We start from the raw sequence: 18097 nt of genomic DNA, 5'->3' as shown, positions 1-18097 counted from the left end.
GTCTTTGGCACCTAACGGATGAACTGGTCGATATAGTCGGCTCCCAGACCGTTGGTGGAATAATAGGCCCGGCACTTCTCGATGCGGGTGAACACGTCGTCGTAGCCCAGCGTCTTGCCGTCCGGGTCCACATAGATCATGGCGCCGTTGACCTGGAACAGGGTGATCATTTCCTCCACGTGGGGGTCGACCACCAGCGTGTGGGTTTCGCCCGGCGCCTCATAGGCATAGGAGCCCTCGGTCGCGACCCAGTCATGCTCCAGATAGCGCCACTCGCCCTTGAGGACGAAGGCGTGCACGGGCTGGGGATGGCGATGGCGGGACAGCACGCCGGCCTTCCTGACGCGCAGCAGGTTCATCCAGTAGCCGCGCGACGCGGCGAGCAGCAGGGGCCGGAACCAGACATTCTCCTCGACCGGAACCCAGATGCGCTCGTCGGTGGGGATCGCATTGGGGATCACCAGCTCGGGCGGGGAATCCACCGGCTGCGGGTGCCGGTAGGGAGCCCATCTTTCGTTGATGGGGGAAACGGCCGGTTGGCCTGGGGCCGAATGGTTCGGAGACTGGGTCATCGTGATTCGATCCTGATGGTTGTCCGCCTGGGTCCCGCGCGGCGTCATGATTCCTGCGGGAGATTGTAGGAACTGTCCTTATGCGTCGTCTATGTTTCGTGGGAAACTCTTCCGTCGATGCCGGGTACCATGAAGGGCAGTATTGCTTTGGTATGACGTGGGAATTTCCTGGTTTGACGGCCGTTTCATCGGCGGCGCGTCGCCAGCACGATCCCGACCGCGATCAGCGCGATGCCCGCGACATGGAAGACATGGAGCGTTTCCCCCAGGAACAGGATCGCCAGCACCGTTCCGAAAACCGGCACCAGATGGATGCACATCCCGGCGCGGTTCGGTCCCGCCACCGCCACCAGGCGGTTGAAGCAGAGATAGGCCAGGATCGACGGGAACAGCGCCACGTAGACGGTGGCCCCGACCGCCAGCGCCGTCACCTCGTACGGCTGGCCGCCGAGTGTCTCCCCCACGTAGAAGGGCAGGATCATGGCGGCGCCGGCCGCGAAGGTCGCGAACAGGAAGCTGAACGCATGGACCGCCGGGCGCCGCCTCAGCAGGGCCGTGTAGCCCGCATAGCAGATCACCGCCACGAAGATCCAGAGATCGCCGGGATTGAGGTCCAGCCGGATCAGCGCGCCGGGGTCGCCCTTGGAGATCAGCGTCAGCGCCCCCGCGAGCGACAGCGCGATACCCGCCCCTTGCAGGGCGGAAACGCGGTCCCGGAACATCAGGAAGCTCATCAGCACGATCAGCGGCGGAATACCCGTCTGGATCATGACCGCGTTCAGCACCGACGTGGTGTTCAGGCCGAGATAGACCAGGGTGTTGAAGACGGCGATGCCCAGCAGGGCCAGCGCGCATACCACCGCCCAGTGCCGTTTCAGCACATCGGAGTCGGCCCTCAGGTGCCGCCACGCGAAGGGGAGGATCAGCAGCGCACCCAGCGTCCACCGCCAGAACGCCAGGCCTACCGGCGGCACCGTGCCGGCCACGGCCCGGCCCACGATGGCGTTGCTGGCCCAGAACAGCGGCGGCAGCATCAGCAGAAGCCACACCTGGTCGAAGAGGCGGTTTTTGGAAGGCACGGCGGCATCATTCCTTGAGCAACGGAGTATCGCCTTCTCGATAGCCGATGCCGATGCTCCTGGGCGAGACCGGAGAACCCAGCCATGCGTCGCGGCGGACGCGCCGCCGGGCTCCCCGGATCGTTCTTATGTGAGAAACTGCGCCGGCCACAGCACCACCTGCGGCACGAAGGCGATCAGCGTCAGGACGACGATGTTGACCAGGTAGAAGGGCGCCGCAGCCAGGGCGAGGCGTTCGATGGGAACTCCGGAAACCTGGGCCGTGGCGAACAGGCAGGTCCCCACCGGCGGAGTCGCCAGCCCCATCGCGAGGGCCGCGACCATGAAGACGATGAAGTGCAGCGGATCGACACCAACTTGGATGGCGGCCGGCATCAGGATCGGAATCAGCATCAGGGCCGCCGCCACGATGTCCATCAGCATGCCGACGGCCAGGAAGATCAGGCCCATCAGCAGGAGCACCAGCCTCGGGTCGGTGGTCAGCGCCATGATCGACGACGACGCCTTGGACGGCAGCATGTCGATGGTGAAGACGTATGTGGCCGTGCTGGCGACCATCAGGATCAGGAGAACCGTCCCCGCGGTCCGGCCGGCGCCGATGAGCAGTTCCGGCAGGTCGGCCAGGGCGATCTCGCGGTGTACCAGGAATCCGACGCCCAGCGTATAGAGCACCGCCAGGGCGGCCGCTTCGGTCGGGGTGACGATCCCGGTGAACATCGCGGTCAGGATGATGACCGGCGCGCCAAGGGAGGGCAGGGCCCGCGCGATGGCCTTCAGGTTGGCCCAGGGGTCGAACGGGAGCAGCGTCCCGTAGCCCTTCGCCTTCGATACCACGGCGTTGTAGACGAGCAGCGCCACGACCAGCAGGATGCCGGGCCCGAGGCCCCCCGCCAGCGCCTGCCCGACGGACTGTCCCGCCGCCGCGGCCGCGACGATCATGAGGATGCTCGGCGGCACCAGTGTCGCGAGCGTCGAGGTGATCAGGGTCAGGGCGGCGGAGTAGGGGCGGGGATAGTTCCGGGCCGTCATCGCGCCGATGGTGATTCGCCCGATGCTGGCGATGTCGGCCACCGACGAGCCCGAGATCCCCCCGAAGACGAAGCTGGACAGGATGTTGACATGGCCGAGACCGCCCCTGAAGCGCCCGACGCAGGCCTCGGCGGCGCTGAAGATGCGCTCCGAAAGGCCGCCCCGTTCCATGATGTGGCCGGCCAGGACGAACAGGGGCACCGCGATCAGCAGGAAGGAGTTGATCGAGGTCGCCATCGACTGCGTCACCATGGAGAGCGGCAGGTCGTGGTACCAGAGCGTGGCCGCCGCACCGAGGCCGAGCGCCACGGCCAGCGGCACGCCGAGAAACGCAAGCCCGAGGAAGATCGTCAGCAGGATGAGGCTCATGGACCGCTCTCCCGGTCGAGGCTGGTGGCGTCGGTTCCGCCGTGCCGGGCCTCGGTCTTGCCGAGGACCTCGGTCAGGCAGCCCGCTATGGCGAGGACCGACCCCAGGATCAGCGGCACCGTCGCGATCCACATGCCGATGCCGAGCACGGGGGACGTCTCGCCGAAATCCATCTGCTGCGTCAGCAGCCCGACGGCGTTCCAGCCTATGATGGCGAACAGGACGGTGGTCGAGACGGCGGTCAGGCAATGCGAGACCGTCCGGGCCCAACCCGGCAGGGCGTCGATCAGGAAGGTGATGCTGGGGTGCTCCCCTCGCCGGAAACCCGTCGCCATGCCGAGGAATGCCGTCCAGATGAACAGGAAACGCGACAGCTCCTCGGTCCACGGGGCGGAAGCGCCGGTCAGGCGGCTCAACGCCTGGCACGAGACCGTGACCACCAGGCCCAGCACGATCACGAAGAGCAAGGCGTCGACCGCTCGCCAGATCAGGTGGTCGAGGTTCGCCCGTTGCCGCCGCATCTGCCGATAACCGACGCTGGTCACGACTTGCCCACGAAGGCAAGGCTCTTGTCCAGGAACTCCTTCCCGATGCTGTCGGAGAACTCGGGATAGAGGCCGGCCGCGATCTGCTGGAGCTTCTGGGGTTCTCCGGCTCCAAGCTCGTTCACCGTCATGCCCTTCTCGCGGAGCGCGGCGATGATCGAAGCCTCCTGCCGGATCTCGTTCTCATCGTGCTCCTCGGCCATCTTCGCCGCGGCGGCGCGCACGTTCTCCCGCTGGTTTTCCGGAATGCGCTGCCACGCGGGGCGGCTGAGCCCGAGCAGGTAGGAGTCCGCCACGTGCCGGGTCAGGTTCAGGTGCTTCTGGACCTCGTAGAACCGGTTGTTGAGCGGCACTTCGACGGGATTCTCCTGGCCGTCGATCGCGCCCAGCTGGAGCGCGGTGTAGACCTCCGAGAAGGCCATAGGCGTCGGGTTGGCGTTGAGCGCCCTGAACAGCCGGACGAAGAGCTGGTTGTTCGGAACGCGCACCTTGAGACCCTGGAAGTCCTCCACCCGGGTGATCGCCCGGTCCCGCGTCGTCGTGTTACGGAAGGTCCGCAGCATCATGCCGAGGCCGACGACCTTGAAGCGGTCGAGCGAACCGAGCAGTTCCTGTCCGGGCGCGCCGGCGAGATAGCTCCTGAGCTGGTCGTAGTCGGAGAACAGGTAGGGCAGGCTGACCGCGTTCATGCGCGGCTCGAACGAGGCGTAGACGCTGCTTGCCAGGATCAGCCCGTCGAGCGCGCCGCTGCCGAGCTGGTTCACGGCCGCGTTCTGGTCGTTGCCGAACAGGACGCCGTCGGGAAAGACCATGATCTGCACGGCACCGCCGGTCGCGTCCCGGACCAGCTCCGCGAACCGCGCCGCGGCCTTGCCAACCGACGAGCCGGCGGGGTCCGCGACAGCCAGCCTGATCGTGGCCGCCGCGCGGGCGGAACCCGGCCGGATCACCGTGAGCGCCGCGGCTGCGGCGCCGAACGCCAGAACCGACCGGCGGTTAAATCCTTCAGCTGACTTGTCCATTGCTTTCCTCCCTGTTTTGGCCCGGCTTTTTGGCCTGGGTTTGCGCGTTCGTGGAAACCTATGCCGCCTCGCTCTTTGTCTTGCCGAACTGCCGTTCCATGGTCCGGCGGAGATCGACCACATCCAGGTCGCTGACCAACTCCACGTCATCGAAGCTGACGATGGTATCCTGCGCCACCGGCCGCTTCAGCTTGACATTGTGGGCGAGGCCGATCGGGAGCGCCGATGCCTCAAGGCTGCGCGTGGCCGGAATGGCATTCGCCCACACCGCATACCCGCCCTCGCCGTCGAGCATTTCGCCGGCTTTCAGGTCGCGCTTGGCGGTCGCCACGGCGTCGCCGCGGAACTCCTTGGACGAGCCTGTCGCCTCGCCGCGCAGGACGGCGGACAGGACGCTGACGGAGGTTTCCAGGCCGATGATGTGGAAGGGCCGCCACATCGAGGCGTACCAGCCGGACGGATCGGTCAGCAGCCCGTACTGCTTGAAGCAGGCGCGGGAGTATTCGTTGTGCGCCTTGAACGTCACGAAGACGCCGTAGCGGATGTTGTTCATGACCTCCCTGCCGTCCGGCTCCTGGCTCGCGGCGATGTCAACGAGGCCGCTGCGGGCCAGGCGTCCGCCGTCCGATGCCGGGCGGAAGACGCGCGCCAGGTCGTGGAGACCGGCGGGAGGGAAGGCGAGGCCGTCGTCGGGGCAGTCGAGGCCGGTGCCGTTCGCGACGGCCGCCATCTCGATCGCCGCCTTGGTGCCGTCGGTGAAGGAATTGTACATCTTTGGATTGAAGTCGCCCTTCGCCACCTCTTCTTCCGTCCACCCGAAGAAGCTCCAGACCGTGTCGGGCGTCGAGTAGCGGTAGCGCGGCTCGAAGTTCATGCCCTTGCCGGCGCTCGTCAGTTCGAACCCGCAGGCATGGACCCAGTCGACCAGTTCGCAGATCAGCGCCGGCTGGTCCCCGTAGGCCATGGAATAGACCAGCCCCCTGGCCCTGGCGCGTTCGGCGAGCAGCGGCCCGCAGAGCACGTCGGCCTCGACGTTGACCATGACGATGTGCTTGCCGTGGTCGATCGCCGCCATGGCGTGGCGAACGCCGGCGATCGGGTGTCCGGTTGCCTCAATGATGCACTCGACCTCTTCGCATCCCATCAGGACGGCGACGTCGTCGGTCACGCAGGTGGTTCCTTTTCGGATCGCCTCGCCCATGCTCGCGGCGCTGCAGCGCTCCTGCGGCCAGCCGACCCGCTTCATCGACTCCCGCGCCTTGGCGACGTCGAGATCGACGACGCCGACCACATGGAACCCTTCGATCTTCTGGGCCTGGGAAAGCACCATCGAACCGAACTTGCCGGCTCCGATGATGCCGACCCGGACCGGCCCGGTAGCCGAGGCCCGTTCGAGAAGCTTGGACGCGAGGTTCATCTTGAATCCTTCCAGAATGCTGATTGAGGGGGCCGGGAGGAGACGCGTCTCCTCATGCCGCCTGCGGGCGACGCGGCCGGCGGCTACCCGGATTTGGAACCGGGACGGTCAGGGGTGGCTGGGGGAACCGGCGGCGCGCGGACGGCGCGCCCGTCAAGACGGTTCCCGGGCTTCCGGGTTCTGCATGGTTTCTGTCTCGTTTCCTCACCGGTCCCGCGCTGGCGGGTCGTATTGTTTTGCGGGAGGGCCTCTGCGGGACCTCATTTCTTGCCGACCATGCTACGCGGGTCTGCGGCGGCACCACAATTTAGATGTCCAGGACCGTTTGTTAGGTCAGCTAAACGATGGGAGCCGGGGTCAGGAACCGGCCGCGGCGACCTCGGCCAGCCATGCGTCACGCTCCGCCCGGAGCCACTCGATGAAGGAGCGGACCTTGGACAGGCGCAGTCGATCCGGGGGACAGACGATCCACTGCGTGACCGCCGTGATCGGCGGCGGATTGGGCACGGGGCAAACCAGTCGCCCGTCGCGCAGCTCGTGCCACATCATCATGTTGCTCTCGAGCGCGATGCCGAGACCGCCGGCCGCCGCATCCACCACCATGTGCGAACGGTCGAACAGGACCCGCTGCCAGCGCTGCTCCGGGGAAATGCCGACCGTCGCGAACCAGTGATTCCACTGGACCGCTGATTTGACCGAGTGGATCAGGCGATGCCGGAAGAAATCCGCCGGCTGCAGGCTTCCGGCCGCCGCGATGCTCGGCGAGCAGACGGGGAAGAAACGCTCCTCCGCCAGCCCCTCGACGAAAAGCCCGGGCCAGCGGCCCTCGCCGTGGCGGAGGTCCACGTCGACGTCCTCCCGGTCGAAGTTCGTGGGCTCGTTGGTTCCGTCGATCCGGACATCGATCTGGGGATGCTTCCCGATGAACGAGCCGAGCCGGGGAAGCAGCCACTTGGTCGAGAGGGTCGGTGCCGCGCGGACCGTCAGCACCGTCGCCGCCCGATGGCCGCGCAGCCGGTGCGTCGCCTCGGCGATCTGGTCGACGCCGTTGGAGATCATCTCGAAATAGCGTTCGCCGGCCTCGGTCAGCTTGACCTGGCGCCCGACCTTGACCATCAGGGACGTCCCGAGGAACAGTTCCAGGGAATGGATCTGCTGGCTGATCGCCGACGGCGTGACGCCGAGTTCCTGCGCCGCGCTCGATATGCTGCCCGCCTTGACGGTCGCGTGAAACATGCTGATGGCGCGCATCGGAATCATTCGTGACCCACCCCCGGTTTACCCGGAATGAGCTTATCGGTTTCGCCGTACCGTTGATAGTTTGGTCCCTGACGGCGGCCCGGCGGGGTCGCGCGCTGGCGGATGGAAGGACAGGCATGATCATCTTCGGCTCTCCCGGCCGTTACATCCAGGGTCCGGGAACGCTCGACAGGATCGGGGAGGAGATCGGCCGGCTCGGCAAGAGCGCGGTGCTCGTCGCCGACGACGTGGTCGACGGGATCGTCGGCGGGCGGGTGGCCGCGAGCTGCGATGCCGCGGGCGTCGCCCTCGGCAAGCTGGCTTTCGGGGGCGAGATCACGCCCGGGGAGATCGACCGGCTCTTCGGCGCGCTCGGCGGCCGACGCCCGGACGTGGTCATCGCGGCCGGCGGCGGAAAATGCATCGACGCCGGCAAGGGCTTGGCGGCCCGGCTCGGGGCCGAGGTGGCGAGCCTGCCGACGATCGCCTCGAACGATGCGCCGACCAGCCACGTCTATGTGCTCTACGACGAGGACCACCGCCTGCTCCGCGTCGACAAGCTGCCGCGCAATCCCGCGCTGGTGCTGGTGGATACCGCTGTCATCGTCCGGGCGCCCCGCATCCTTTTCCTCGCCGGCATCGGGGATGCGCTGGTCAAGTCCTTCGAGGCGGCGCAATGCGCCCGTAGCGGCGGGCGGAACATCTACGGAAGCCGTCCGTCGCAAGCGGGCCTTGTCCTCGGCGATGCCTGCTACCGCTGCCTGCGCGACCACGCGGCCGCGGCGCTCGCGGCGGTGGACCGGAGGGAAACCGACGAGGCGGTGGAGCGCGTGGTGGAGGCGACCGTCCTGTGGAGCGGCCTCGCGTTCGAGAATGGCGGGCTGTCCATCGTCCATTCCATGACCCGCGGCCTGTCCGCCGTGCCGGCCTTGGCCGGGGCGCTGCACGGCCTTCAGGTCGCCTACGCCTTGCTGGTCCAATTCCTGCTCGAAGGACGTGATCCGCCCTTCATGGATGACCATCTGGCCTTCTACCGCGCGCTCGGCCTCCCCTGCGGGCTTGCCGACCTGGGACTCGCCGTTCCGACCGAGGACGACTATGCCGTCATCGCCGAGCTGACCCTCCAGGCCCCGCACGCCCGCAACTTCGAACGCGCTCTCGCCGCGGAGGACCTGGTCCGGGCCATGCGCGCCCTGGACGGCCGGGCGGCCGTCAGGCGGCCCGGATGTTCGCGATGAAGCTTGCGACCTCGCCGCGCAGGTTCTCCGCCTCTCGCGCCAGGCCCTCGGAGGCACCGAGCACCTGGGATGCCGCGGCTCCGGTCTCTCCGGCGGCCTGGGTCACGCCGGTGATGTTGGACGAGACCTCCTCGGTGCCCCGCGCCGCCTGACTGACGTTGGAGGAGATGTCGCGCGTGGCGGCGCCCTGTTCCTCGATCGCGGCGGCGATGGTCGTGGTGATCTCGTTCATCTGCCCGATGATCCTGCCGATGCCGTCGATCGCAAGCTGGGCTCCGTTGGTGGCGCCCTGGATCTCGCTGACCTTCGACTTGATCTCCTCGGTCGCCCGGGCGGTCTGGGTCGCCAGCGACTTGACCTCCGAAGCCACCACCGCGAAGCCCTTGCCGGCCTCCCCGGCGCGCGCCGCCTCGATCGTGGCGTTCAGCGCCAGCAGGTTGGTCTGGCCGGCGATGGTGTTGATCAGCTCGACCACCTGGCCGATCTGCTCGGCCGCCTGGACCAGCACCTTCATGGTCTCGTTGGTGCGGCTCGCCTCGGTCACCGCCAGGTTGGCGACTTGGCTGGAACCGTTGATCTGCCGGCCGATCTCGGCGATGGAGGAGGACAGCTCCTCGGTCGCGGCGGCCACGGTCTGGACGTTGGCGGACGCCTGCTCCGACGCGGCGGCCACCGCCGTCGCCTGCTGGCTGGTGGTGTCCGCGGTGTGGGTCATCACCGACGCGGTGCTCTGCATCTCGGTCGCGGCGGAGGCTACCGTCTCGACGATGCCCTTGACGCTCGCCTCGAAGGCGTCGGCGAGATGGAGCATCGCCGCCTTGCGCTCGGCCGCGACCCGCACCTCGGCTTCCCGCGACTCCCGCTCCATCTCGCGGGTGCGGATCATGGTGTCCTTGAAGACCTGGACCGCCCGCATCATCGCGCCGATCTCGTCCGACCGCTCCTGGCCGCTTACCTCGACCTGAAGGTCGTTGCGGGCCAGCTTGCCCATCACGCCCGTCACCGCATGCAGGCTGCCGGCTATGTTCCGGTAGATCACCCAGCTCGCCAGCATCAGCACGAGGATGGACAGCACGGTGATTCCCGCCAGGACGGTGGCCATCCGCTCCGAGCCGTCGCCGAGCTTGTTGAGTTCCCCCGACAGGCCGAATCCGGTCAGGTCGAGCGCGCGTCCCATCTGCTCGACCAGCTTAACATAGGAGCGGGTGGCCCGCTGGAGCTGCGGAGCGGCCAGCTCGGGGTCGGCGGTGGCGAGCTGGAGGGCGGAGACGACGGCGCTCCGGTAGGAGGCGGCCTCCTTGGCGGCGTCGGCATGAACCGAGGCTATCTCGGGATCGCCGGCGAAGAGCGCGCCCTGCTGGGCGAAGCTGTCCGTCAGCGCGCGGACCGTGTCCATGGCGGCCCGCCCTTGCTCGAAGATCCGCTCGGCGTCCGCTCCCTCGCCCGTCCCCAGGATCTCGGAAAGCATGCGCTGGGTCCGCGAGAGGTCGGCAAGGAACCTTGTGACGGCCTCGTTGCGGGCGATTTCGCGGGTCTTGATACCGGCGATCGCCTCGCCTTCGGTATGCGACATGTAAATGGCGCCGCCGGCCAGGACGACGAGCACCACCAGGGCGATCGCCGGCAAACCCATCAGGCGGGCGCGGAGCGTGAGCGGAGCGAATCTCATAGTGATGGCGACCTCGTCGATGACGGTATCCGGCTTTCGCGAACCAGCAGCCGCGCGGAGGCGCCGGCAGATCGCCTCCGCGCCGGCCACGACTTCAGTTGGCGGTCTTGATAAGATCTTCGGCGGAGAAAGAGCCGACGACCGCGAAGTTTCCGGCGCCTTTCGGCTCCATGACGAAGGCGCCGCCTTCGGTCTTCGGCCAGACGCCGGCGACTTCCTTGATGTTGGACGTGTGGCCGACCAGGACGGTGTTCTTGCCGGCCGGCGGGGCGGTGCCGATGATCTTCTTGAGCTGGTCGGCGGCCTTGGCGGCGTCATCCTTGGACAGTCCGAGGCTGTAGAACAGCGCGTCGGAGGTCTGGATGTCGCCGAACGCCAGCGTCCCGGTCTCCTTGGCGCGGCAATAGGCGCTGGTCATCACCGCGTCGACCGCGATGCCGCGCTCCTGCATGGCCTTTCCGATGGCACGGGCCTGGTCCTTGCCGGCAGCCGACAGGTTGCGCTGGGTCTGGCAGTTCGCCACGTCGATCGGGTCGGCGTCGTTCTGCGACGTGTCCGAAAGCGCATGGCGGATGTAGATGACGTAGCCGCCGTTCTTGAGGGCCGAGAACAAGGCGTCGCCCTTCAGCTCCTCGGCTTGGGCGCTCATCGAAGTCATAAGCATTCCGCCGACAACGGTCATCGCCATCATCGAAATTTTAGCATATTTTACGCACATTTTGAAAACTCCGTTGACTTTTTGTGTCTTCACGGATGTTTATCTGAAGAGATTAAACATCAGTTAATAGAGTTTTATTTAAGAATTTTGATCTATAGTAACAAAGTCATACTTGTACAGTTGGTCTGCCACATATTGTATTGCGGGACGAGAGATGAACGCCGGTCAAGGTTGAAAGTTTCTTCGCGCTGACCGGCGGGTTTAAGCAAAGGCATTTTTATGCGCATCACTAAGACACTTTTCGCGGTCGGGTTCGGCGCCGCGATGATCGCCCTTGTCCAGGGCTTGGGAACGCCGCCCGTCCTGGCCCAGGGCCGGGCGGATCATGGCGAGGAACTCGATGCGCTGAAGGAGGCCTATCGACGCCCGGCCGCGCTCGCGGTCGCGAACCAGGCTCTCGTCGATCTCGGCGGGCGCCTGTTCTGGGATACCAGGCTGTCCGCCTCCGGCAAGACCTCGTGCGGAAGCTGCCATTTCCCCGATGCCGCCTGGGCCGCGACCGACCCGCGCAGCCTCAACGATTCAGGCAAGCCGACTTCCCGCAAGTCCCAGCCCCTGGTCGGTCTCGGACATGCCGACGGCGCGCCGGTGGGATGGGACGGCAAGAGCGCCACCCTCGAAGCGCAGGCCAAGTCGTCCATCGCGACGGGATCGATGTCGATGCGCGAGACCGACACGCCGGTGGAGGTCGCGGTCATCGAGGAACGGGTCCGCGCCGTGCCCGACTATGTCTCCGCCTTCGGCGCGGCCCTGCCGGGTTCCTCCATCGATATCGATGCCATCGTGACGGCGATCGCCGCCTACGAGCGGACGATCGAGCCGGGCGTCGCTCCCTTCGACCGCTGGGTGGAGGGCGACGAGACCGCCATCTCCGACTCCGCCAAGCGCGGCTTTCTGCTGTTCAACACCGCGGCCGGTTGCTCCGCATGCCACGGCGGCTGGCGCTTCACGGACGATGCCTTTCACGATATCGGCACCACGACCACCGATCTTGGCCGCGGACGGCAGGACAAGGCGGACGGGATGATGCAGTACGCCTTCAAGACCCCGACGCTCCGGTCGGTGGCGGTCCGCCCGCCCTTCATGCACAACGGCTCGTCGTCGACTCTTTACGATGTGGTCGTCCATTACGAGAAGGGGGGCATCGCCCGCCCGAGCCGGTCCCCGGCGATGGTTCCGCTGGAACTCGACGAGCAGGGCCGCACGGACCTTGTCGAGTTCATGAAGACGCTCACGGGCGTCGAGGACGGCGGCGCGGCCCGTATCCCGGTTCCGCGCCGGTAAACCTCCCGATCCTACGGGAATCGCGGCCTGAGAGGCAGCTGGTTTTCCTCGTCGCAGGTCCCCGGACCGTCGGCGAGGGCCCTGGCTTCCTCGTTGGTGGCGACACGCCCGAGCAGGCAAGCCGCGTCCGACTCGATCCTGGCGACGAACAGGAGGGTGCGTCGCGCGCCCTCCGCCTCACCCGCGACGCGGAAGATCAGCGCGCCGGGCTGGCTGCCGGGAGCGAGCCGCCATTCTACCTTCTCCGCACCTATATTCGGAAAATCGCCGACCGGCCGGTCATAGACGACGGCGTCCTCGGTCGTCCAGATCCGGTCGCCCCGCGCGATGTCGAGCCATGAGCTGCGGTCGGACGAAACGAGCAGCAGGTCGATGCCCGGCGGAGCTCCGCACAGTTCCACCCCCAGGTCGAGGGCCTGGTAGACGGCACCCATCTCCGGCGGCGGCGGCCGGCAGCCGCCCTCCGCCACGGAGGTGTAGTCGCTGACCTGCGCCCCGGCGGGCAGGGCGGCGAGCATCATGCCCACCGCCCCGGCCACCCGGGCCGCCTTGCCTTGCAGTTTCCGCATCGCCATCAAAGACCCAGAGCCCTGCGCGTCATTGGGCCTACAACACCGTCGGCGGAAAGTCCGTTCCGTGCCTGGAAAGCCATGACGGCGGCGTGGGTGCCGCGTCCGAAGATCCCGTCCGCGACCAGCCCGGCACCGAATTCGTTCAGCTTCCTCTGCAACTCCACCACCTCGGGGCCACGGTCGCCCAGGCTCAGCACCGGGTCCGGCACAGTGGCCGGAGCCAATCCCTGCAGCAATCCGTCCCGGTGCCATTGCCGGATGAGCTCGTCGCCGCATTCGAAATGCATGGCGTCCTCGGTGCGGAAGCCGGCACCCCAGAACCACCCGTGTCCATTGAAGATCGGCGCGATCCTCGTCAGGCCGACCTGCACCCTGTCGTCACCCCGCCGGTCGAGGATTCCTTCCAGCGTGAGGTCGATGGCCGTCCCCCAGGAATGGTTGCTGATCGCGGTATTGGAGCCCCGGACATTGCGGGCGCACAGCATGCCCACATGGCCCAGCACGGCATGGATTGCCGGCTCCTCCCGTTGGATGTCGGCAAGGACCCTTTCCAGGGAGTCGACCGCCGGGCGGAGTCCCCGGACCCTCAGGCGGCCCACCGGCCGGAAGACGATCATGGACGCCAGCCTGATATCCGTCACTTCCCGGCATTCCTGGTCATAGGATTGCCGCGGGTTGCCGAGCAGGGACAGCATGGTCGCCTGCTTGGCGCTGCTGACGTCTGGGTTGATGCCGGCCGGAACGTTGACAAGCTCGGTGAAAGACATGGGTCGACCTCTCAGGTTCATGGGAATGCTGAACGGCGCGGTTCTTCGGGTTCTTCAGCCGGCGACGGCCGTCACGTCCACACCAGCGCCGGATCGGGATCGGGGCAGCGGGGCAGGGACCGGCAGACGAAGGCCAGCACCCCCATGTCGCCGTCCGTGAAGGCGGTCTGGCGGGTGACCTGTGCCGGCGGCGGCTGCCCGGGCCGGGGAAAGGGCAGCGGCCGGATTCCTGGACGCCGGACCGCCAGTTCCCGCTCGACGGAGGCGATGTCGGCGTATTTCGTGTCGAGCCGGCTGAAGGTCTGGGCCTTCAGCGCCGCGACGCGCGGCTCCGCGCTGACCGCCGTGGCCCTGGGACGGACCTCCGCCGCGCCCGCGATGCCGGCGAGGCGCATGGCGACGGCAGGCTGCATCGCGGCGGCCCGGACCGTCGGCACTCCACCGCCGGCCCGGATCGGTGTTCCCACGCGATGATCCCGCACCGTCACCGTCCGGGGCGGCGGCCGGACCCCGCCGGGGGCCGGCGCGACGGCGATCCGGTCCTGGCGGAGCCCGATGAACGGGCTGATGACGAGGCCGGGCCGGGGCGGCTCCGGCTGGCTGCCGGCGCGGCGTTCGACGACCAGGTTCCGCAGGAACACCACGGCGGCGATATAGCCCGGCAGCTCGCCCCGGGGCGGCGTGGCGCCGTCGGACAGCAGCCGTCCTTCATCGGTGAAGCGCCAGAAGCGGGCCTGGAATACCTCTGGCGCGAACCAGTCCCGCAGGATCGTCACCGACGTGTACTCGAAGGATACGCTGACGATGTCCGGCGACACTCCCGTCACGGCGAAGCGTTGCAGCAGGTCCGCGGGTGCCCGCGCCAGCAGCGCCCCGACCTCCCCGTTGCCGAGCGTGAACGACGGCCAGGTGCCCGCATTCATGAAGTCGACCGGGCTGAAGCCGGTGGGGACCGACTTCACGCTGTTGATGTCGCTCTGGGTATCGATGTCGAGCGACAGCCTGCTTCCCCACTGGGTCCAGGACTGGCTGGGACCGCGCGCCGCGAACGCCTTGACCATGCCGTAGGCGGCATCGATCTCCTGGCGGAAACCGGCGACGCGCCACAGATCCTCCGCCTCGCGGATCTTGCCGAGATAGGTCGGCCGCTCGACCTCGTCCCAGTAGTTCCGCTCTTCCGGATCGGCCGAATCCGCGACCTCGATCTCCCGCTTGCGGAGCGTCTGGTTCCAGCCGAACCAGACGTCCCGATGCTGGTCGTAAGCCTTCAGCTTGTCGGACGGCATGCGCTGGCCGGTGGCAGGGTCGGCGCGATAGAGCGTCGCCTCCGCCGCGGTCAGCGCCGCTTGGTCCTCTGCCGAGAAGTTGCCCTGCGCCAGCTTCACGGGGCTGTGGACGACATCGGCGAACGCTTTCCACAGGTAGCGGTCGCTCAGGCTCATCAGCATCTCGCCGCTCGGTACCTGGTTGACGGCACCGAGCCACGACGTCTGGATCTGAAGCTCCCCCGGTGTCTGCGCCCCGTCGATGATCGACGCCAGCCCGTCGCTCGTGAACGAGAGCGGCACGGTGGGGAAGGAGATGAAGGTCCCCGGCTCGGCCAGAACGGCCTTCAGTTTCTCCATCAGGGCAAGCTGTACCGCTGCGTCCATGATCGTGTCCTCGGATGACGAATGCTTCTGCCGGATACCGCCGGTATTACTCGAAAGCTTCGGCCGGAATGTCGGGGAACGGATTCGGGCTCTTCGGCACCAGCCGGTTCACGAAACCGATGATCTGCATTCCCGGTACCGTGATCGACTCACCCGAAGCGTTGCTCTCGTAGCTGCGGCCGCTCTCCGAGGAGGAATAGTTGCCGCGCATCGTGAAAGGTCCCCAGCCGGCGCTGGCGCTGGTGGACAGGCTGCTGGTATGCGCGCGGTAGGCCGAGGCGAACTCGGACGACTTGATGTTGATCTTGCGCGCGAAGATGATCGAGGTCGGATAGCCGACGAAGTTGCCCTTGGGCGGGTTCGCGCCGTCGGATGGGAACTGGTCGTAATTCCACCCGCGGCCCCGGTCCAGCGTCCAGCCCCGGTTCATGAAGAATTCGGGGTAGAACCAAGCCCGGGTGATCGGGATCTGCGCCAGCTCGAAGCCCAGTTCGAAGTTGGAGACCGAGAATTCGCTGGAATACTGCGAGCTCTGGCTCTGCACTCCGGCGCTGGCATGCCAGAGGCCCCAGCCGGCCGACCCTCCGGCGCTCCACGACCTGGATTTCTGCTCCATCTCCGAAGTGAGCCTGTTCGAATAGACCTTGTACTCCGTCCAGCCCTTGGCGTTCGCGAAGTTGCCGGGTATCGGCATCGCGTACAGGAAGGTCTGGCCCGGGCCGACGGCCGCGACCTTCGAATCGTCCAAGGATTCCAGCAGGCGCTGCTTCCACAGCTTCATGCTGCGGGCCGTCATCTGGCCGATCGCCGCCCAGAGCTGCTCCACCTCGTTCCGGTAGCCCATGGCCGCCCAGTTGCCTTCGGCCTGGCTGACCTTCATGCGGTAGAGCGGCTGGTTCGACGACCAATCCATCACGGCCGCCTTGCCTTCGGCGCCGGTGGCGACCGCCGCCTGGATGCGCTTGTTGTTGTATTCGAGGCGGGCGGCGAGGAAGTCCGCGAAATACTTGTTGTAGGCGGCCACCGCCGGAGAATCCTCGGTGACCTCCTTTTCCTCGTCGGTGATGAAGTCCTTGATCTTGCGTGTCGTCTTCAGCTTGCCGCGCCACCGCTCCAGCTTGGCCAGGTTCTCGGGCGACAGCTCCTGGTCGACCACCTTCGACAGCCGCAGGATTTCGCCGTACATGTGGGACAGGCGGGCCTGCGACGTGCGGAACACCGCCACCTGCTTGTCGATCGACAGCAGCCCCGACACGTCGGGTATGAAATCGACCAGGGTCGAGAAGACATAGGCCTGTTGCAGCAGCCGCTTCTCCTCCTCGGCGGTGGCTCCGGTGCCCAGCCCCTTCGCCGCGAAGTCGAAGTCCGACTCCTCCATGGGCATGCCGGGGGTGCACCAGGTGATGAAGCTGTCCGCGGCGGCCGCCGCCGTGGCATCGCCGCCGGTGACGATCTCGGCAAGCTGGGCGCGCAGCGTGCGGCCAAGCTCGTTCAGGGTATAGGCCATTGCAAAGCTTCCTTCTGCGGGTTGACCAAAGCGCCTCACCAGGCGCCGCGGGTAGGGCCGATCTGCATGTGGATGTGGTCGGAGTGCTGCCGGCGCAGGCGCAGTTCGTCGGGTGTGCCGGCGCCGTGGTAATCGGGGCAGATCACATAGCCCCCTTCGCCGATCTCGGTCGGCGGCCAGGGGTCCTTGCCCGCGCCGCGGCACTCGCACTCGAAAGTGCCGAAGGCATAGACCCGCTTGAAAAGCTCCCAGGCGGGTTCGTCGTCCTCGCTCAGGCGGTAGCTGCCCGGGTCGCTTTCCGGCCGGCCGCCCCAGTCGCGCAGCACGTCCAGGGCGAAGGGCCGGCCGGAAAGCGACCCCTCGATGCCGGCGAAGTCGATCGCGCGTCCGAGATTGTGGCAGTCGTCCAGGTTCGGTCCGCCATGGCCTATCCCCAGATGCGTGATGACATCGACGTCCGGGCCGGATGCGTTGGCCCAGCGGGCGAGCCGCCACAGCGCGACGGCCATCCGCTGATCCACATTGTCGATGACGTCGGCGGCGCGGTTCAGCTTGTTGACATAGCGCACGCCCGCGACCACGGCCGGCGCCAGCGCGATCCGCTGCCGGGGTGTCGGGGACAGGATCCGGCCGTCATCGGCCAGCCTCAGCGGGTTCTGGCCTTCCTTGAGCGTCAGCTGTCCACGCTGCGCCAGGTGCGCCACGATGCCGTTGGCCTGTTCCGGCGTCAGTTCGCGGGCGGGCCGCATGAGGCCGGAGGGCAGGGGATCGATCATCAGCCGGTCGTTGGGCAGCGGCCCGGCGACGACGGCGTCGCTCAGGAGATCATAGATCACGTGCTCGGTGCCCCTGAAGAACAGGACGGTGAGCCCGTCGGGGCAGAGCGCGGCGTCCACCCCGTCCGTCCAGACGCCCGGCCAGTTCCCGGCGATGCTGCGGGGGTATCCCGGGTCTGCGCGGTCCAGCGCCATGTCGTATCGGATGTAGGCGCCGCCCTTGAAGAAATAGATCTTGCCGTTGCCGGCGTTGAAGGCGGCATCGATCCCCGACGGCCACAAGCCCGGCCAGCCATGGGCGACGATGCGCGGCTCGGGATAGTCGACCTGCTGCGTGTTCAGGTCGAAGCGCACGAACTCCGGACCGTTGAAGAAGAACACTTTGCCGCAGCCCCAGTAGACGGGAACGACCTTCCCCATGGACCAGAGCCCGGAACAGCGGTCCGTGACCGGCAGCGGCCCGTCGCCGACCATACCGGTGACAGCGTCAAGCACATGGTAGACATTGTCCGAGAACAGCAGGCACTCATCGCTGGGCAATGCCACCGATCCGGTAAGCTGACTTGGCATGATGTATCCCCTCAGGAAGTCGTCGTGACATATCCCAGAAGAAAATGATCACTCAGTCTGCGGAGTATTCAT

At 67.0% G+C, this 18097-nt stretch carries 16 protein-coding genes; 2 read left to right on the top strand and 14 right to left on the bottom strand.

The annotated features are described in order from the left end of the window. Window positions 1-11 precede the first annotated feature (11 nt). The 7 genes from DPR14_RS17135 to DPR14_RS17105 all read right to left on the bottom strand — a co-directional run bounded on the left by DPR14_RS17135 (window position 12) and on the right by DPR14_RS17105 (window position 7284). Window positions 12-482: a 2,4'-dihydroxyacetophenone dioxygenase family protein gene (locus DPR14_RS17135; RefSeq protein WP_211103798.1), complete on the bottom strand. Its 471-nt coding sequence runs from the start codon at window positions 480-482 to the stop codon at window positions 12-14. Between the two features lie 275 nt (window positions 483-757). Continuing rightward, window positions 758-1651: a DMT family transporter gene (locus DPR14_RS17130; protein ID WP_246148265.1), complete on the bottom strand. Its 894-nt coding sequence runs from the start codon at window positions 1649-1651 to the stop codon at window positions 758-760. Between the two features lie 126 nt (window positions 1652-1777). Further along, entirely contained in the window at window positions 1778-3049 is a 1272-nt protein-coding gene (locus DPR14_RS17125; RefSeq protein ID WP_158046238.1) for a TRAP transporter large permease, read from the bottom strand. Then, window positions 3046-3594: a TRAP transporter small permease gene (locus DPR14_RS17120; RefSeq protein ID WP_158046237.1), complete on the bottom strand. Its 549-nt coding sequence runs from the start codon at window positions 3592-3594 to the stop codon at window positions 3046-3048. The genes DPR14_RS17125 and DPR14_RS17120 overlap by 4 nt, the downstream gene beginning before the upstream one ends. Next, window positions 3591-4616, bottom strand: a complete 1026-nt coding sequence (locus DPR14_RS17115) for a DctP family TRAP transporter solute-binding subunit (RefSeq protein ID WP_192498994.1) — start codon at window positions 4614-4616, stop codon at window positions 3591-3593. The genes DPR14_RS17120 and DPR14_RS17115 overlap by 4 nt, the downstream gene beginning before the upstream one ends. Before the next feature lie 58 nt (window positions 4617-4674). After that, window positions 4675-6033: an NAD(P)H-dependent oxidoreductase gene (locus DPR14_RS17110; RefSeq protein ID WP_158046235.1), complete on the bottom strand. Its 1359-nt coding sequence runs from the start codon at window positions 6031-6033 to the stop codon at window positions 4675-4677. Between the two features lie 357 nt (window positions 6034-6390). Then, window positions 6391-7284 (bottom strand): LysR substrate-binding domain-containing protein, encoded by an 894-nt coding sequence (locus DPR14_RS17105; protein ID WP_211103797.1) that lies wholly within the window; start codon window positions 7282-7284, stop codon window positions 6391-6393. Window positions 7285-7409: 125 nt separating this feature from the next. Between DPR14_RS17105 and DPR14_RS17100 the strand changes: the two genes are divergently transcribed. After that, entirely contained in the window at window positions 7410-8510 is a 1101-nt protein-coding gene (locus DPR14_RS17100; RefSeq protein WP_158046233.1) for a glycerol dehydrogenase, read from the top strand. Here the strand turns inward: DPR14_RS17100 and DPR14_RS17095 are convergent. Both DPR14_RS17095 and DPR14_RS17090 read right to left on the bottom strand, forming a co-directional pair. After that, entirely contained in the window at window positions 8485-10179 is a 1695-nt protein-coding gene (locus DPR14_RS17095; RefSeq protein ID WP_158046232.1) for a methyl-accepting chemotaxis protein, read from the bottom strand. The two genes, DPR14_RS17100 and DPR14_RS17095, sit on opposite strands and share 26 nt — an antisense overlap. Window positions 10180-10273: 94 nt before the next feature. Further along, window positions 10274-10828: a histidine phosphatase family protein gene (locus DPR14_RS17090; protein WP_192498993.1), complete on the bottom strand. Its 555-nt coding sequence runs from the start codon at window positions 10826-10828 to the stop codon at window positions 10274-10276. 288 nt (window positions 10829-11116) lie between these two features. Between DPR14_RS17090 and DPR14_RS17085 the strand changes: the two genes are divergently transcribed. Further along, window positions 11117-12181 (top strand): cytochrome-c peroxidase, encoded by a 1065-nt coding sequence (locus tag DPR14_RS17085; protein WP_158046230.1) that lies wholly within the window; start codon window positions 11117-11119, stop codon window positions 12179-12181. A gap of 11 nt (window positions 12182-12192) precedes the next feature. Here DPR14_RS17085 and DPR14_RS17080 read toward each other — a convergent pair whose 3' ends face one another. From DPR14_RS17080 to DPR14_RS17060, 5 genes are all read right to left on the bottom strand, one after another. Continuing rightward, window positions 12193-12750, bottom strand: a complete 558-nt coding sequence (locus DPR14_RS17080; RefSeq protein WP_192498992.1) for a hypothetical protein — start codon at window positions 12748-12750, stop codon at window positions 12193-12195. Between the two features lie 5 nt (window positions 12751-12755). After that, window positions 12756-13520 carry a peptidoglycan-binding protein gene (locus tag DPR14_RS17075; protein WP_211103796.1) on the bottom strand — a complete coding sequence of 255 codons (765 nt, stop codon included), beginning with the start codon at window positions 13518-13520 and terminating at the stop codon, window positions 12756-12758. A gap of 71 nt (window positions 13521-13591) precedes the next feature. Continuing rightward, the gene (locus tag DPR14_RS17070) at window positions 13592-15172 is read right to left on the bottom strand and encodes a hypothetical protein (RefSeq protein ID WP_158046228.1); all 1581 of its coding nucleotides are present in this window, start codon (window positions 15170-15172) and stop codon (window positions 13592-13594) included. Between the two features lie 46 nt (window positions 15173-15218). Further along, window positions 15219-16679: a hypothetical protein gene (locus tag DPR14_RS17065; RefSeq protein WP_158046227.1), complete on the bottom strand. Its 1461-nt coding sequence runs from the start codon at window positions 16677-16679 to the stop codon at window positions 15219-15221. 35 nt (window positions 16680-16714) lie between these two features. After that, the gene (locus tag DPR14_RS17060) at window positions 16715-18025 is read right to left on the bottom strand and encodes a hemopexin repeat-containing protein (protein WP_158046226.1); all 1311 of its coding nucleotides are present in this window, start codon (window positions 18023-18025) and stop codon (window positions 16715-16717) included. Between the last annotated feature and the right edge of the window lie 72 nt (window positions 18026-18097).

The organism is Skermanella pratensis (assembly GCF_008843145.1).
Taxonomy (GTDB): Bacteria; Pseudomonadota; Alphaproteobacteria; order Azospirillales; family Azospirillaceae; genus Skermanella; species Skermanella pratensis.
The sequence above is the reverse complement of the archived record's forward strand: the minus strand, read 5'-3'. Positions and strand labels throughout refer to the sequence as shown.

Bases quoted from the DNA above. Each gene is read 5' to 3' on its own strand.
- DPR14_RS17090 (WP_192498993.1), bottom strand. From the start codon at position 10,828: ATGAGCGCCCAAGCCGAGGAGCTGAAGGGCGACGCCTTGTTCTCGGCC.
- DPR14_RS17100 (WP_158046233.1), top strand. From the start codon at position 7,410: ATGATCATCTTCGGCTCTCCCGGCCGTTACATCCAGGGTCCGGGAACG.
- DPR14_RS17095 (WP_158046232.1), bottom strand. From the start codon at position 10,179: ATGAGATTCGCTCCGCTCACGCTCCGCGCCCGCCTGATGGGTTTGCCG.
- DPR14_RS17085 (WP_158046230.1), top strand. From the start codon at position 11,117: ATGCGCATCACTAAGACACTTTTCGCGGTCGGGTTCGGCGCCGCGATG.
- DPR14_RS17110 (WP_158046235.1), bottom strand. From the start codon at position 6,033: ATGAACCTCGCGTCCAAGCTTCTCGAACGGGCCTCGGCTACCGGGCCG.
- DPR14_RS17075 (WP_211103796.1), bottom strand. From the start codon at position 13,520: ATGTCTTTCACCGAGCTTGTCAACGTTCCGGCCGGCATCAACCCAGAC.
- DPR14_RS17065 (WP_158046227.1), bottom strand. From the start codon at position 16,679: ATGGCCTATACCCTGAACGAGCTTGGCCGCACGCTGCGCGCCCAGCTT.
- DPR14_RS17080 (WP_192498992.1), bottom strand. From the start codon at position 12,750: ATGCGGAAACTGCAAGGCAAGGCGGCCCGGGTGGCCGGGGCGGTGGGC.
- DPR14_RS17125 (WP_158046238.1), bottom strand. From the start codon at position 3,049: ATGAGCCTCATCCTGCTGACGATCTTCCTCGGGCTTGCGTTTCTCGGC.
- DPR14_RS17115 (WP_192498994.1), bottom strand. From the start codon at position 4,616: ATGGACAAGTCAGCTGAAGGATTTAACCGCCGGTCGGTTCTGGCGTTC.
- DPR14_RS17105 (WP_211103797.1), bottom strand. From the start codon at position 7,284: ATGCGCGCCATCAGCATGTTTCACGCGACCGTCAAGGCGGGCAGCATA.
- DPR14_RS17070 (WP_158046228.1), bottom strand. From the start codon at position 15,172: ATGGACGCAGCGGTACAGCTTGCCCTGATGGAGAAACTGAAGGCCGTT.
- DPR14_RS17060 (WP_158046226.1), bottom strand. From the start codon at position 18,025: ATGCCAAGTCAGCTTACCGGATCGGTGGCATTGCCCAGCGATGAGTGC.